Source organism: Methylomonas paludis (genome assembly GCF_018734325.1).
GTDB classification, from domain to species: domain Bacteria; phylum Pseudomonadota; class Gammaproteobacteria; order Methylococcales; family Methylomonadaceae; genus Methylomonas; species Methylomonas paludis.
Genome location: NZ_CP073754.1, coordinates 2,663,470 through 2,677,176 on the forward strand (window position 1 = coordinate 2,663,470; position 13,707 = coordinate 2,677,176).

13 protein-coding genes and 2 tRNA genes are annotated in these 13,707 nt (G+C 45.2%); 2 read left to right on the forward strand and 13 right to left on the reverse strand.

Going from position 1 to position 13,707, the window contains the following annotated elements; genetic code table 11:
• Positions 1-39: 39 nt before the first annotated feature.
• The 8 genes from gmhB to KEF85_RS11960 form a co-directional block, all read right to left on the reverse strand.
• A complete protein-coding gene (gene gmhB / locus KEF85_RS11925; RefSeq protein ID WP_215580856.1) occupies positions 40-582 on the reverse strand; it encodes a D-glycero-beta-D-manno-heptose 1,7-bisphosphate 7-phosphatase in 543 nt (180 codons plus the stop codon).
• An 887-nt stretch (positions 583-1,469) separates the two neighbouring features.
• Positions 1,470-1,545 (reverse strand) — tRNA-Lys (locus KEF85_RS11930).
• A 257-nt stretch (positions 1,546-1,802) separates the two neighbouring features.
• The gene (locus KEF85_RS11935; RefSeq protein WP_246534913.1) at positions 1,803-2,444 is read right to left on the reverse strand and encodes a TIGR04211 family SH3 domain-containing protein; all 642 of its coding nucleotides are present in this window, start codon (positions 2,442-2,444) and stop codon (positions 1,803-1,805) included.
• Between the two features lie 43 nt (positions 2,445-2,487).
• Positions 2,488-3,387, reverse strand: a complete 900-nt coding sequence (gene argF / locus KEF85_RS11940) for an ornithine carbamoyltransferase (RefSeq protein ID WP_215580861.1) — start codon at positions 3,385-3,387, stop codon at positions 2,488-2,490.
• 8 nt (positions 3,388-3,395) lie between these two features.
• A complete protein-coding gene (locus KEF85_RS11945; protein WP_215580863.1) occupies positions 3,396-4,568 on the reverse strand; it encodes an acetylornithine transaminase in 1,173 nt (390 codons plus the stop codon).
• Between the two features lie 207 nt (positions 4,569-4,775).
• Positions 4,776-5,108 (reverse strand): hypothetical protein, encoded by a 333-nt coding sequence (locus KEF85_RS11950; RefSeq protein WP_215580865.1) that lies wholly within the window; start codon positions 5,106-5,108, stop codon positions 4,776-4,778.
• Positions 5,109-5,377: 269 nt separating this feature from the next.
• Positions 5,378-5,464: transfer RNA gene (locus KEF85_RS11955), tRNA-Leu, on the reverse strand.
• A 75-nt stretch (positions 5,465-5,539) separates the two neighbouring features.
• Complete coding sequence (locus KEF85_RS11960) at positions 5,540-6,550, reverse strand: isocitrate/isopropylmalate dehydrogenase family protein (protein ID WP_215580867.1); 1,011 nt, start codon at positions 6,548-6,550, stop codon at positions 5,540-5,542.
• A gap of 131 nt (positions 6,551-6,681) precedes the next feature.
• On the opposite strand from KEF85_RS11960, the gene KEF85_RS11965 reads away from it, so the two are divergent.
• Entirely contained in the window at positions 6,682-7,101 is a 420-nt protein-coding gene (locus tag KEF85_RS11965; RefSeq protein ID WP_215580869.1) for a hypothetical protein, read from the forward strand.
• Positions 7,023-8,804: an ATP-binding response regulator gene (locus KEF85_RS11970; protein WP_215580871.1), complete on the forward strand. Its 1,782-nt coding sequence runs from the start codon at positions 7,023-7,025 to the stop codon at positions 8,802-8,804. The genes KEF85_RS11965 and KEF85_RS11970 overlap by 79 nt, the downstream gene beginning before the upstream one ends.
• A gap of 21 nt (positions 8,805-8,825) precedes the next feature.
• On the opposite strand, the gene KEF85_RS11975 is transcribed toward KEF85_RS11970, so the two are convergent.
• The 5 genes from KEF85_RS11975 to miaB all read right to left on the reverse strand — a co-directional run bounded on the left by KEF85_RS11975 (position 8,826) and on the right by miaB (position 13,336).
• Entirely contained in the window at positions 8,826-9,509 is a 684-nt protein-coding gene (locus tag KEF85_RS11975; RefSeq protein ID WP_215580873.1) for a response regulator, read from the reverse strand.
• A 176-nt stretch (positions 9,510-9,685) separates the two neighbouring features.
• Positions 9,686-10,525 (reverse strand): CorC family transporter, encoded by an 840-nt coding sequence (locus tag KEF85_RS11980; RefSeq protein WP_215580875.1) that lies wholly within the window; start codon positions 10,523-10,525, stop codon positions 9,686-9,688.
• A complete protein-coding gene (gene ybeY, locus KEF85_RS11985; protein ID WP_215580877.1) occupies positions 10,522-10,989 on the reverse strand; it encodes an rRNA maturation RNase YbeY in 468 nt (155 codons plus the stop codon). Before ybeY ends, KEF85_RS11980 begins: the two co-directional genes overlap by 4 nt.
• The gene (locus KEF85_RS11990; protein ID WP_425515564.1) at positions 10,986-11,978 is read right to left on the reverse strand and encodes a PhoH family protein; all 993 of its coding nucleotides are present in this window, start codon (positions 11,976-11,978) and stop codon (positions 10,986-10,988) included. Before KEF85_RS11990 ends, ybeY begins: the two co-directional genes overlap by 4 nt.
• Before the next feature lie 2 nt (positions 11,979-11,980).
• A complete protein-coding gene (gene miaB / locus KEF85_RS11995) occupies positions 11,981-13,336 on the reverse strand; it encodes a tRNA (N6-isopentenyl adenosine(37)-C2)-methylthiotransferase MiaB (RefSeq protein WP_215580881.1) in 1,356 nt (451 codons plus the stop codon).
• Positions 13,337-13,707 lie beyond the last annotated feature (371 nt).

The window sequence follows — 13,707 nt, forward strand, 5'->3', positions numbered from 1 at the left end:
GATATCCAGCTCCAAACAGGGAGACAAGCCACCACACAATCATTTTGATGCTGTAATGTAACTTGCCGCCCCATAGAGGCTTTCAAATACAGGAATCTGTAATTGAGGATTATTTTCTAAGGTTTGCAGCCCTTTACCGGTTTTTACCAATATCGGCTTGGCACCGACTAATGTAGCAGCCTGAGCATCGCGCAAGGAATCACCAACAGCAAATACTTGGCGTAAATCTACATTATAATCTTGAGCGAATTGTCGAAATAAACCTGCTTTGGGTTTACGACAATCACAATCATTGTCCGGACCATGCGGGCAAAAATAGATTTTTAATACATCACCACCCGCCTGCCGAACCAACTCCAGCATCTTGGCATGAATTTTCCCCAAGGTCTCCAGATCGAACAACCCCCGAGCTACACCTGATTGATTGGTAATCACTACTATTTGATAACCATGCCGGTGTAATAAGGCAATGGCATCCAAACTACCGGGTACCGGCTGCCACTCTTCTGCTGATTTGATGAAATCCGCAGAATCCTCATTAATCACACCATCGCGGTCTAAAATGACATATAAACTGGTCATATTTGCGGTTCGCAATTATTGATAATTTTTAAAAACGGAATAGGACAGTAATGCAGGAACACCGACGCGAAGATCACCATCGTTAGTCATAAATATTTACCGACATACCATGTGTAAACTATCTCACAATCAGCCTAGACATAGTACTAATAGTTGACGAACTTTAGTTTTAACGAATGAGCGAAATAGTCAGTGAGTCGCTATTTTTGCGAAAGCTTGTTTAGGGGCATCCCAGCCCCAACAAGCGGCAAAAATTACGCGACCGCTAATGCCTCCGGCGGCCCCGATTCGTCCTCCTCACCTCGTTCCGACCCAACAAGGGGATCGGAACTTCGGCTCCAAGTGACTTGACGGCGTTTCGCGATGCCTTGCAGGTTTTCTCCGCTTCGCTTCGAAAACCCGCCCGGCGCTACGCCTATCGGGGACTAAAAATCTTCGCTCCACTTACGTTCCGCTTCCAAGATTTTCAGCGGATGAGTGACTTAAGAAAGCTACATCAGTTCCGATCTATGCCGACACTGACGCACCTTAATCAAGTTACTGCGCACAGCATCCTTTGCTTGATTCTACCTATATAACAATAGAAGGTATTCTAACTTAAAACTGCAAAATAGCGCAAAAAAAGTACCATTACCCTACAGGCAATAACTACAAAAAATCAAACACACTAAAGCGTATGAAAGCCGACACTGAATTTCAATAATTATATATAACAATGAATTATAGCTATAATAATGAGACAGACCAAGCAATGCCGCCAGAGCAATTTCCCGACATGATTTGGACACTGATAAACCAGTTTTATGTTAAAAAATTGGTTCATGGAAAATAACGCGCAAAAAAAAACAGTTGCTGTATCAAGCAACTGTTTTTTTGTTTATCAAATTTGGTGGGTCGTGTGCGATTCGAACGCACGACCATCGCATTAAAAGTGCGGTGCTCTACCTGCTGAGCTAACGACCCAATCGATCGAGACATTATATAGTATTAAGGAAATATTGCAAGAGCTTTTATCTGGTGAACGGGTGATTTTTCATGGCACCGACAAACTACCTTGACCTTGCACAGCAAAATTTATTTACTTTTTAACTAATTATGTAAGCATTTTGCTGACTCGGTTATTAGCCATCAATCAGTTTATTTTGTGCTTGTGCAGGCAAAAAATAAATCCTGATTGTCGCTCACCATATCTTACGATGTTCAATTGCTAGAAACAGTGATTAAAAACTGTCGCCCCAGCCACTTGTGCGCCGCCGCCAACTCATTCTAGGCAAAATAAAACCCAACAGTACACCAAATAAGGACAGCCCCCCTCCATACAGAAACCAGTCTTGATTAGTGCTGTCGGTTAAGGCCTGATTTTCACGTTTTAATTGTTGCAGCTCTCTTTCGATACTAACGACCTGCTCCTGGAGTTGATCTCGCTGCTGCTTTAGTTGAATGGCATTGGCGGCGGTTTGCTGCAATTCACTCAGTTCGCTGCTGATTTTGTCCCGCTCTTTACCGATTTCCTGATTAGCGGATTGCGACGCCTTTAATTGCTTGTTTTCTTCTGTCAAGGCTTCAAGCTTTTTGTTGGCCGCCTCCAACTGTGATCGACTGCTGGGCTCGCCACTCAAATAACGGCTGAGAATAAATCCTTCTGCGCCGTTATTGGCCTGCACATAGCTGTACCCACTCTCAGGCCGGTCTTCCAATACATTCAATATGGTGCCGTTACCAAGGACTTTGACGATCCGGCTACGCTCGGTTTCACCGCTACGCAAGGGGATTTCCACATTATCGGTTACATAAGCTGTTCTGGCATGAGCAGCACCACAAGCACTAGACAGAACGAACAAACAGACCAGCTTTTTTTTCACGATGCGATTCTCTGAATGGATAAGACTTAAGATTTTAACGAAATTATCGGCAGATGAGAAATTCCAATAAGGCTTTTTGGGCATGGAGGCGATTTTCTGCTTCGATGAACACTACGCTTTGCGGCCCATCGATGACATCCGCACTGACTTCTTCACCCCGATGCGCCGGCAAACAATGCATAAATATGGCATCAGCACGGGCAGCTTGCATCACTTGGGCATTGACCTGAAAGTTGCGGAAAGCAATTTCCCGATTTTTTTGTTCGTCTTCCTGCCCCATACTAGCCCAAACATCGGTAACAACCAGTTCCGCCTGACTGGCAGCCTGCTCGGGACTGGCAAAAAATCTGACTCTGTCGCCGGCAGCATCGACAATAGCCTGATCGGGCCGGTAGGAATCTGGACAGGCAATATTTAATTTAAAATCAAACTGCTGAGCCGCATGGATATAAGAATGGCACATATTATTGCCATCACCTATCCAAGTCACAGTTTTACCAGCAATATCACCCCGCAGCTCAAAATAGGTCTGGATATCGGCCAGTAACTGGCAGGGATGCTGCCAGTCGGTCAAACCATTAATCACCGGCACACGGGAATGCAGAGCAAAAGTAGCCACTGTTTCGTGTGAATTGGTGCGTAACATGATGCAATCCACCATACTGGAAATGACTTTGGCGCTATCTTCCAGCGGTTCGCCACGCCCTAACTGGGTGTCGCGTGGTGACAAAAACAGCGCAGTGCCGCCAAACTGGGCCATGGCCACTTCAAATGAAATACGGGTACGAGTGGATGATTTTTCAAATATCATCGCCAATACCCGGCCTTTTAAAGGCCGATAATCCAGATTTGGCTTGGTTTTCAGCTCAATGGCACGAAGTATCAAAGCGTATAATTCGGCGCTGGTTAAATCCAGCAGACTGGTAAAATGTCTTGGTTGCATAATTGGAACTAGGCGTAACTTTCCTGAATAAGCGCTGCCAGACCATCGGTCAGCAGGTCAATTTGTTGTGTATCTATTAGCAAGGGCGGCAATAAACGAATCACATTATCTGCTGTGACATTGATTAGCAATCCCTTGGTTAAAGCTTTAGCAACCAGCTCTGAACAAGGCCTATCCAATTCTATGCCTATCATCAGGCCTAAATAACGGATCTGCCGAACAACTTGGTTGCCTTTGGTTTTTTCAGCAATCTGGGCACAAATCTGTTCACCTTTTTGCTGGGCATCGGCAATTAAACGACTATTTTCCAAGGTTGAAAGCACGGCTAAGCCGGCACTACAGGCCAGTGGATTACCGCCGAAGGTTGAGCCATGGCTACCTGCTGTGAAGATTTCAGCAGCTTGGCCCCGTGCCAGACAAGCACCAATCGGCACACCATTTCCCAATGCTTTGGCCATGGTACATACATCAGGTAAGATTTGGCTATGCTGATAGGCCATAAAACGACCGGTACGCCCTACTCCGGTCTGAATTTCATCCAAAATCAACAGCAAATGGTGTTGATCGCATAATTCACGTAATTGTGATAAATAATCGGCTGCTGGAATATTAACACCGCCCTCACCCTGCACTGGTTCGACCATGATGGCGACAATATTGTTATCGGCAGCCACCGCAGCCTTAACGGCCTCAATATCGTTATAAGGCACATGGATAAAGCCTGGCAGCAATGGGGCAAAACCTTGCTGGATTTTGGTATTGCCACTGGCACTCAAGGTTGCCATGGTGCGGCCATGAAAGCTTTTTTCCATGGTGACTATCACCGGCTTATCAATACCGCGTTGTTGGGCATACTTACGCGCTATTTTAATGGCTGCTTCATTGGCTTCAGCACCGGAATTGCCAAAAAACACTTTTTCCATTCCGGTTAACCGGCTAAGCTCATCAGCCAATTTGGTTTGCAAGTCGATGGCGTACAAATTGGAAGTATGCACTAATTTGCCGCTTTGTTCTGAAAGCGCCTGCTGTATTGCCGGATGAGCGTGTCCCAGATTACAAACAGCGACCCCGGCCACCGCATCCAGATAACGCCGACCATCGACATCCCAAAGCCACGCTCCGGCACCGCGTTCAAATGTAACAGCCTGACGAGCATAAGTTGCCATAAGATGATTAGTCATTTTGTAATTAACTGAGTACAAACATTATGAAAAAAGCGCGAGATTATATTTTTTTAATACCAAAAGTGCAACAATTATAAGTACTGCCAACAAAACCAAGCAGCCATCCTGAGTTTTTCTGCACACTAGCTTGCCGGAACAGCCCACCTCGATGCTTAACGGCCTAGTTTACGGCAAACTCAAAACAGTCACCAGAACCAAACTGCCTTAGAACTTGACTCGGGATAAAATCGAATCGTAAATCAGATTACTAAAGTGGGTAGCCTGACGAATAATCAGATTATCACTATCTGTTCTTTGCTCATTGGGCTTAGAAAAACGTCCACCAGTATCCTTACCCGCCTTGAGAGCCAGCGTGCATCGCTCATCACCAAACAGATTGTTTTTAGCGGCTATTCGCTCAGCCAAATCGGTTAAGAACTGATTATGATTGGCTGCATAAAATCCGGCGACAGCACAGATCGAAAAATCATTATCTGCAGCTCTGCCAACACGACTAACCACCATTAGGAAAATAATACAAATTAACATGGTTCTCATAATCATACTCCGGCAGCAATTGAGAATAAAAAACAAATTACACTAAAATTTTTCCCCGTTTTCAACAGTAATGAAACTTCACTCATAAGCACTCGCCACAGCTTATCAACGCGGCATAAGCTGTAGTGCTTTTAATACCTGAAATTTGTGGATCCAGCTATTCATTCCGCAACTAATAGTGGTTTTTTAAGCAAAAAAAAGGGGCGAAGATAAATATCTTCACCCCTTTTTTCATTTATCAACCACTCACTGATTAATAATTAAATCTATGGTGCCGAGGAGAGGACTTGAACCTCCACGAGCTTACGCTCACTAGCACCTGAAGCTAGCGCGTCTACCAATTTCACCACCTCGGCATACTTGCCTAAGCAAGTTGAATTTTCATTATATTGGCATAAGCCTAGGCTGTCAAGCCCAGCTTAAAAATTTACTTATTCCATTGCCGCAATAATGGCTAAGCCCATTTCTTTGGTACCCGTAGTACTGGCGGGGTTGAGATCCGGTGTGACATAGATGCCTTCATTAACCACTTTTTCTATGGCATTTTGCATACGAATAGCAGCTTCGTGCTCACCTAAGTGATTTAACATCATCACTCCGGCCATCATCACAGCTACCGGATTGGCTATATTTTTGCCAGCGATATCTGGAGCACTACCATGCACCGCTTCGAACAACGCAGCATCCGCACCGATATTGGCGCCTGGTATTAAACCTAAGCCCCCCACCAATCCAGCAGTAATATCCGACAAAATATCGCCGAACATATTGGTAGTAACAACGACATCAAACTGCTCCGGCTTCATAACCATATGCATACAGGCCGCATCGATAATTTTTTCGTCGAATTCAATGTCAGGATATTTTGCCGCCACTTCTCTGGCGGTATTCAGAAATAAGCCCTGGCTAAACTTAAGAATATTGGCCTTATGACAAACCGTAACCTTTTTACGCTGATTATCTCGCGCATATTTAAAGGCATACTCAACAATGCGTTCAGATCCGGCGCGGGTAATCACTGCCAAACTTTCGGCAATGTCTTTTTTAGGGCTTAGATAATGCTCCAAGCCAACATATAAACCTTCGGTATTTTCCCGGACAATGACGATATCGACATTCTCAAAACGAGTTTTCACTCCATTCCAGCTTTTGGCTGGTCGGACATTAGCATACAAATCGTATGTTTTACGCAACTCGACATTAATACTGCGAAAACCTTCGCCCACCATAGTGGTCAGCGGACCTTTGAATGCCACTCTGGTTTCAGCTATAGAGGCCAGAGTTGCTTCCGGCAAAGGAGTACCGGTCTGTTCAAATGCGGTTAGACCTGCCTCGGCCAAATGCCAGTTAATCTTTGCGCCAGAGGCATCAATTACCGCTACAGCGGCCTCCATAATGGATGGGCCGATACCATCACCTTTTATCAACGTGACGTTGTGCATTCACACTTCTCCTGAGAATAAAAATTTAATAACCACTTAATTACAAGCAAAATACATTCCAGATAACTCGCAAGATTTTGCTAGCAGCCTATCAACTTGGAATTTAACCGGACGGCAAAGTATAGCCGGCAATGATTGCCGATATTGCTATCACCTTACTGTATTTGATAAGTAAACCGCCTGATAGCCGGACGATTATGCACAAATGGGTGGGAGGTTTTGCCAACAGCACAAACACTACCTTGCTCAGCATAATGCACCAAAATAAACATGATGCACCAAAACAACGCAAGCACCAAGAAATTTTAGCTGAAGTTGCTAGACAAGTTCCTGACATTAAGGACAGAATAACCATGCCAGTGGCATCTTTATTCATGCTTAACCCTCTTGATTACATCGGTTGCAAACTATGTCAATGCTCACCGGATGGAAATTTTCTTCAACAAACCGTTTTAAACGGCTTAGCAATTTATTGCAGCGGTGTCGACAGCCAATTTGTCGCAGCACCAATAATAACCCACCAATTACTGATGATGCCGGCTATTGTTTAGATGCTGAAACAGAGTATCAGTTTCGCCAGGAACAAAAACCTGCCAGCCTAGCCATCCTAAAATGTTCCTTACTGATTAGTGCTTACGGCTTTCTAGGCTATATTGCACTTGGCTGGCTTTACAATGATGCCGACCGTTACAGTTCGTTACTGGACTTATTATTCGTTGGTATCTTGTTCAGCCTATACGCCCGCCTTATTTACCACAAACTGCCTTATTCCCAAATTACGATTACTGCTAAACTGGCTGTTATTGCCGCTTTAGCCAATCTCTGTGCCGCTTTGTTTTTGACCCCAGACCCCAGGAACTATAATCAAATCTGGATAGGCTTGATACCGGTTTATTTCTTCATCTACGGCCAGTTGTTCATGGGAATTATCTCTACTGTGATATTTTGCTGGCTGGCAATGCTAACAGTAATAGTAGGCGGCCATATGATTGGTGTCAGTACCACCACTTTGCTGCCCTCTGCGTTGATCCTGCTGCTGATTAATCTGTTCGGCTACGGAACTCGTTATCAATTGGAAAAGCATGCACGCCGGGCTTTTTTGGCTAAACGTAAGGCTGAAACTACCGCATTGAGCAAATCGCAATTTTTACAGCAACTTAGTCATAATCTACGTCAACCTCTACAGGCATTAAGCTGTTACGCCAGCATCCTGGAGAATATTTGCCCATCAGATCAAGGAGAACTTCCGACAGTTGTCGGCAAACTGGGTTTTGCCATTGACGAGTTGAATCTGTCCTTTAATAATATACTCAATATCGTTAACCTAGAGTCAGGCAAACAACAACCGGTGATATCGGTGGTTAATATTAACGCCATGCTGATTGCTTTGGCTGATCAATTTGAACCACTAGCCGCCAAACGCCACTTAAAACTAAAAATTCAATTAAGGAGCAACCCCCCTTACACCATCCGCACCGATCCGATTATTTTGAAACAAATTCTCAGCAATCTGCTGGACAATGCAATCAAATATACTAATCACGGCTGGATTTGTGTTTCGGCAGTGAAAATTTCCGCCCAGCACTTAAAACTGCATATTTATGACAGCGGTATTGGTATTAAAGAGATTAACCAACAAAATATCTTCAAGGAGTTCTATCGTGCCGATCATTTACAACAGAGCGCGGCTCACGGTTTAGGCATAGGTCTGGCCTATGTGCTGAAAGCAGTGGAAACCCTACCCGATCATTGCTTAAGTTTCTGCTCCAGACTGGATCGCGGCAGTGATTTTCAACTTTATCTACCACTTGCAGAAGCCAAAGCACCCCTTTGGCATCATAACGCCAACATTGGCGATCTTTCCGGTCAATTTGTGTTTATCGTTGACGACGACGAGGATGTACTGGCCGCTCTGGCTCAACAGCTAAGTTCCTATGGATGCTTAGTACAAACGGCCACCAACAAATCCACGGCATTTAACCAGCTGATAGACAACATCAGAGCGCCCGATTTAGTAATTACTGATTATTATCTGTCACATCAGGAGACGGCAGAAGATATCATCTTCCAAGCCAATAAACTTTACGGGACATTGCCTACCATTATCCTTTCCGCACATAACCTGTCCGACAAACAAACGAACCAATGGCCAGCTAATGTGCATTTCTTACTGAAGCCCGTGAGCGCCCATGACTTACAAGCGATGATCTGCAAAGCAATTGCCAGTAATCCCGCCTCGAATAAGCCCGACTAAACTCCTGCTGCAATGCAATTACTACAATTTGTTATTACCAACTTCCGGCCTGCCAAAAACCACCCCCATTTCAAAAACCTTTACTAATAACTCGGTACGCCTTACCACACCCAGCTTCAGAAACACCGGCCTTAAATGATTTTTCACGGTCTGTTCCTGAATACCCAACTGACGGGCAATCAGTTTATTGCTTTTACCTTGTACTACAGCGGCCAATACTTCAAATTCGCGAACAGTCAAACCCAGTGTTTGTGGCTCTGTCCGGTGACGATTAGGCAACTGCGATCTGCCAAAATTCAAGGCCAAGCCAGACTGATTGATTATTGATACCGGCAGATAAAGCTTACCGGCCAGTACATCTTGCAATGCTTCTACAAAAACAACTCTGGGCAAGTTTTTACTGATAAAACCCATGGCTCCCAAGCCTAAAGCTTCTAACACCAAATCCTTATCATCAAAGCCGGAAAACATCACCATGCATAAATTAGGAAATTGCTGACGGAATAGTTTTAAACCGATCAGACCATCCTTGCCTGGCAAGTTGACATCCAAAAGCACCAGACTTAACGGAACCGATTCAGCGATTGCTAACCCCTGATCTATAGTCTCGGCCTCACTAACTTGAATATCGGCAAATAATTGCTTCAATAGATTGGCCACGCCTTCCCGTGCGCAAAAATGGTCTTCTATCAACAGCACATTCATAACATCAAGGCGTAATGATTTTAATTGGCGCTATTGTAATGATTAAACAGATATTTATGAGTGTTATTTTGATGGGGAATACTAACTAAACTGTCGAAAATCCATTTAACACAAGCAAGTTGTCCGGGTAAAGATATATCGCCGCAACTGAAAAATTGCGAGTAATTGTTAGTGAATTACTTAAGCTTGAGTTTCAGCATATGCACGCGGCGGTTATCAGCACGCATGACTTCAAAACAGAACTGATCCATTTCCAGCTTTTCACCGCGTTTGGGGAAATGTTCCAAGCGTTGCACAATCAAGCCACCCACAGTATCGCAATCATCATCTTCAAGATCAGCGTGAAAATACTCGTTGAAATCAGCAATTGGGGTTAAAGCGTTGACTATAAACTCCTGATCATTGCGCTTATAGATGTATTCCTGAATTTCGTCCTCATCGTGCTCATCTTCGATTTTTCCGACAATTTGCTCGAGGATATCTTCAATAGTTACCAATCCAGCGGCATTGCCATATTCGTCAACCACAATCGCCATGTGATTACGCTCGGTACGGAATTCTTTCAGCAACACGTTTAGACGCTTGCTTTCCGGCACCACACTGGCAGGACGCATGATATTTTCCACTTTCAAGGACTTGTCGGCCAAAACATGGGCCAGTAAATCCTTGCCGAGTAGAATCCCGACTACTTTGCTGCGATCTTCCTGTATCACCGGAAAACGGGAATGGGCGAACTCGACCACCAGTGGCATGATGCTTTCCAATTCGGCTGCCTTGGGCACCACGACCATTTGCGAACGCGGAATCATGATATCTCTGACCCGCATCTGCGAAACCTGCATGACACCTTCCATCATGTTTAAGGCATCTGAGTCCAGTAAATGTTTTTCTTGCGATTCTCTGAGAATCTCCAGTAAATCTTCCAGATCCTGGGGTTCTCCGGTCAGGAAATAGCTGATGCGTTCCAGAAAACTGCGTTGATGGGTTTGACTACTCGGGGGCTTACCATCGCTCATGGTGTATTCTCGCTCTGCTCCAGATAAGGGTTAGCTATATTTAACCGGCTTAAAATGTCTATCTCCAATGCTTCCATTTCCTCGGCATCGGCATCTTCTATATGATCATACCCTAACAAATGCAACACGCCATGTATAGTGATATGCGCCCAATGCTGCATCTGGGGTTTTGTTTGCTGCCCAGCTTCCTGGAGGATGACCGGTACACACATCACCAGATCACCCAACAAATCCATCTCGATACCGGGCGGTGCTTCAAACGGAAAACTCAGAATATTGGTCGGCCCGGTTTTATGCCGGTACTGCAGGTTCAATTCGGCACTTTCCGCAGCATCCACTAAACGGATAACTATCTCCGAATCTTGTTCCTGAGCAGGCAGTGCAGCATCCACCCAAGCCAGGAATTGTTGCTCAGTGGGATAATCGACGCCGGTGCAGGCTATTTGCAATTCAATATAGTTCATGAAGAAGTATTTTGCTGCTGTTCGTAAAGATCATAAGCGGCCACGATGCGTTGTACCAAAGGATGCCTTACGACATCGCTGACACCAAAATAGGTAAAACTAATACCTTCCACATCCTTCAATACTTTCAGAACATGCTTAAGACCAGACATTTTTTCGGTCGGCAAATCTATTTGAGTGACATCACCAGTGATTACGGCTGTTGAACCAAAGCCGACCCTGGTCAAAAACATTTTGATCTGTTCTGTTGTGGTGTTTTGCGCCTCATCCAGAATGATAAAGGAGTCATTCAGCGTTCTGCCGCGCATAAACGCCAAAGGGGCGACCTCGATAATACTCTTTTCCAAAAGTTTTTCTACGCGCTCAAATCCCAGCATCTCATAAAGCGCATCATAGAGCGGCCTTAAATACGGATCGACTTTCTGAGCCATATCACCGGGTAAAAATCCTAGTTTTTCACCAGCTTCGACGGCAGGCCGGACCAGGACAATACGCCGCACCATTTCAGTTTGCAGCGCTTCTACAGCACAAGCCACCGCCAAAAAGGTCTTACCGGTTCCAGCTGGACCCACCCCGAAATTAATGTCATGGGTGAGAATTTTTTGCAAATATTCCTGCTGATTCTGCCCACGGCCTTTAATAACCCCACGCTTGGTCTTGATACCGATCAAGGGCTGATGCGGCGTTGAAACTACAGGCGTTTTCAACAGTTGATCAATGCTGGCCTCCTGCAAACTTAAATGTACTTGCTCAGGGGTAATTTCTTCCCGTTCGGTCATGTCGAATAATTTTTGTATCACAATACTGGCGGCCTTGACTGCCGGCTCTCCGCCGGATACCCGAAAATGGTTGCTGCGATTAGCGATAACCACTTGTAAACGCTGCTCTATTTGGCGCAAATGGCTATCCAGTTGTCCGCAAAAGTTAGACAAGCGGTGATTATCTGCCGGAAGCAGCGTGAGTTCTTGATAAAAAACGGCTGAAGGCAACACTAGGCTATCTGGGCAATTTTTTCAAGTGAAGATTCGACCAAACGTCCGCGCAGGGAATTAGGCAAAGACTCGGCAATATACACATCAACAAACTGACCAGTCAGACGCGGATGACCGGCGAAATTGACCGCCCGGTTGTTTTCAGTGCGTCCAGTCAAATGTAGCGGATTTTTCCTGGATATGCCTTCCACCAGCACGGTTTGCACTGTACCTATCATCGCTTCACCTATAGCCATGGTCATTTCATTAAGGCGGGTTTGCAATGTTTTCAAACGTTGCTCTTTGACGGCCATACTGACATCATCAGGAAAATCGGCCGCCGGAGTACCCGGTCTGGGGCTAAAAATAAAGCTATAGGAAAAGTCATAGCCCACCTGCTCAATCAAATCCAAGGTGTCGGCAAAATCCTGTTCGGTTTCGCCGGGAAAGCCAATGATAAAATCTGAAGACAAACTTATATCCGGCCGCACCGCTTTAACTTTACGAATAATTTCCAGATAATCCTCGCGTTTGTGACCGCGTTTCATTTCTGCCAAAATCCGGTTGCTGCCGCTCTGGACAGGTAAATGCAGATGATTGACCAATTGCGGAATTTCGGCATAGGCCTCTATGATATCATCGGTAAATTCCAACGGATGCGAGGTGGTGAAACGGATCCGATCTATGCCGTCCACCGCCGCCACATAATGCAGCAACAGGGCGAAACTGGCTATTTCACCATCAGGTAGCTGGCCGCGATAAGCATTGACGTTCTGCCCCAACAGGTTGACTTCGCGCACACCTTGTTGCGCCAGGGTGTTAATCTCAAATATCACATCCTGTAGAGGTCGGCTGACTTCCTCACCACGGGTATAAGGCACCACACAATAAGTACAATATTTACTGCAGCCTTCCATCACCGAAACATAGGCTTTGGGACCTTCAGCACGGGGCTCCGGCAAGTTATCAAACTTTTCAATTTCCGGAAAGGAAATGTCCACCACATGCTTCTTGCCGGCCCGAACCTGATTCAGCAATTCCGGCAAACGATGCAAAGTTTGCGGGCCAAACACGATATCAACATAAGGGGCACGCTTTTGCAAAGCCTCACCTTCCTGACTGGCCACACAACCGCCCACGCCAATGATCACATGCGGACGTTTATCCTTGATTTTTTTCCAGCGACCGACGGCCGAAAACACCTTTTCCTGGGCCTTTTCGCGAATAGAACAGGTGTTTAATAACAAAACATCCGCCTGCTCGGGAAATTCCGTCAATTCCATGCCATGTGAAGCCTGCAATACATCCCGCATTTTATCGGAATCGTATTCATTCATCTGACAGCCATTAGTCTGTATATAAAGTTTTTGCGCCATGCTTGTGTTGCTTGCTCCAACTGCTTACCAACAACCCCCCCCGTATGACGACGAGGGTTAACTGGTTTAATTATATACATTTTTTCGAAGGGTTTCGAAACAAAATTAATTGTTTACCGATAAACAGGCATAAATTGCAGTTGGTTACCACTGTTTTACCGCTAATTTAGACTAATTCAGCGTAGGCCACCACTTAAACAGAGACACGCTTGACTCTGTACTAGCAAATCGGCTGGCTTATCAACACAATTGACTGCGAATAGCAGGTCAATTTGTCCAACTGTGCCGCTACCCCGGTTAATAGTTGATATTACCCTGCAGCCAGATTTTTTGGGTATCGGTAAAGGCGTTGTAATCACTGTTAAAATTCG